Source organism: Aliterella sp. E5.1 (assembly GCF_057473825.1).
The window spans coordinates 1-1401 of sequence record NZ_JBYCCV010000377.1 but is presented as its reverse complement, the minus strand read 5'-3'; the positions used below and the strand labels follow the sequence as shown (position 1 = coordinate 1401).

General features: G+C 48.4%; 3 protein-coding genes. 1 reads left to right on the top strand and 2 read right to left on the bottom strand.

The window, feature by feature from the left end; all coding sequences use genetic code 11:
• On the bottom strand, positions 1-201 hold a 201-nt coding region (locus tag AC2VE5_RS27440; protein ID WP_486890693.1), incomplete at its 3' end, for a hypothetical protein.
• A 102-nt stretch (positions 202-303) separates the two neighbouring features.
• Between AC2VE5_RS27440 and AC2VE5_RS27435 the strand changes: the two genes are divergently transcribed.
• The gene (locus tag AC2VE5_RS27435; RefSeq protein WP_486890692.1) at positions 304-1107 is read left to right on the top strand and encodes a protein NO VEIN domain-containing protein; all 804 of its coding nucleotides are present in this window, start codon (positions 304-306) and stop codon (positions 1105-1107) included.
• On the opposite strand, the gene AC2VE5_RS27430 is transcribed toward AC2VE5_RS27435, so the two are convergent.
• The coding region (locus AC2VE5_RS27430; RefSeq protein WP_486890691.1) for a hypothetical protein at positions 1039-1401 on the bottom strand (363 nt) is incomplete at its 5' end. The genes AC2VE5_RS27435 and AC2VE5_RS27430 overlap by 69 nt on opposite strands.

Here is a 1401-nt window from a genome sequence, read left to right as displayed (position 1 = left end):
GGGCAGATTTCTGCCGTTCGTCTCGTCGTAGGCTTGCGAGATTTTTTTAACCGTAGCAAAAACGGATTGCAGCGCGAGAAGCCAGAGGCGTTCGTTCTGTATCTTGCCCTGATTTTTGGCGGTCTCGAGGCTTGGGAAGGTGATGCCGACGCGCAGCGGCTGTCCCTTTTGCTCGGGGTCGCGGATGGTGGCTCGAGTCATAGAAAGTGTGATTTGGTATAACTGAGAAGTTGGGCTCCTGTGGGACAGTGGCTGTACTTGTAAACTTGTGCCAGTTATAAATCCAAGTGTGCAGGAGGAAGCTTGCAATCACTTGCGTTTCCCAAATATCAAGAAATCGAGTTACCGCTGCTCTTTGAACTTACCTTACGTGGAGGGCAAGCTAGACCATCTATACCTGACCAGTATGGACGCAATGTTTATGATGCTCTAGCTGATTATTTTGGTATATCGAAAGAGGCACGGGATTTTCTGATATATGAAAGCAACGGCACCCCACGGTCTAAATGGGAAAACATGGTGCGTTGGGCTAGAAAAGAACTGAAAGACCAAGGTTTGCTGACTTCTCCCAAACGGGGCTTATGGGCTGTGACAGCAAAAGGTAGAAGGTTAGCTGATGAGTTTGAAAGTAACGCCGTTCTTAGTGGTAATGTACAAGCAAGACGTACAATTGATCTTGAAACCTTTCGGCAAATGCAACGAAATGCGGTTGAGATAGGTGCTCTAGGCGAAGCCTATATTTTGAGGAAAGAGCAGGAGTGGTTGTACTCGAACAAGCGTAAAGATTTGGCTGACAGGGTAACTCAAGTATCAGTCACGGATGTTTCAGCGGGATATGACATTCTATCCTTTGATATTAGCGGCGTCGAAAAGTTTATTGAAGTTAAAACCAGTGTTGGCTCATCGTTTAGCTTTGAAATAACTAGAAATGAGTTGAAAGTAGCTAGAAGGCTCGAATCTCAATTCTGGTTATATAGAGTTGCAAAAATCCGCACTCAAGAACCCCTTGTTACAAAGTTACAGAATCCTATTTTATGGCTAGAGAGAGGGGACCTGATTCTCACCCCATCTAGCTACAAAGTTACTATGGGAGAATCGTTTCGCTAGATATCCAACGTCCTTTGAGCTTTGAGAATCTTTGCTCAACTCGCGCGCGTAGGTCTTCCCCCAAAACTCGTAGGCACCGCCCACAAAGTCGCTGCTGCCGATCAGCTCGAGTAAAAGGGCTTGGGTGCTGCTGAGCAGTTCACCGAACGGGCTCTCGGGCTCGAGGGCGAACGCACTTAAAAATTGCTCGGCGGGTAGGCTGCTGATGTCGGTTAGGACCAGCCCCTCCTGCCTCGCTTCAAGCAGGCGCACGCGCACCTGCGCGAAGTCGGTGGGCTCCAGGGTTTCTTTGGC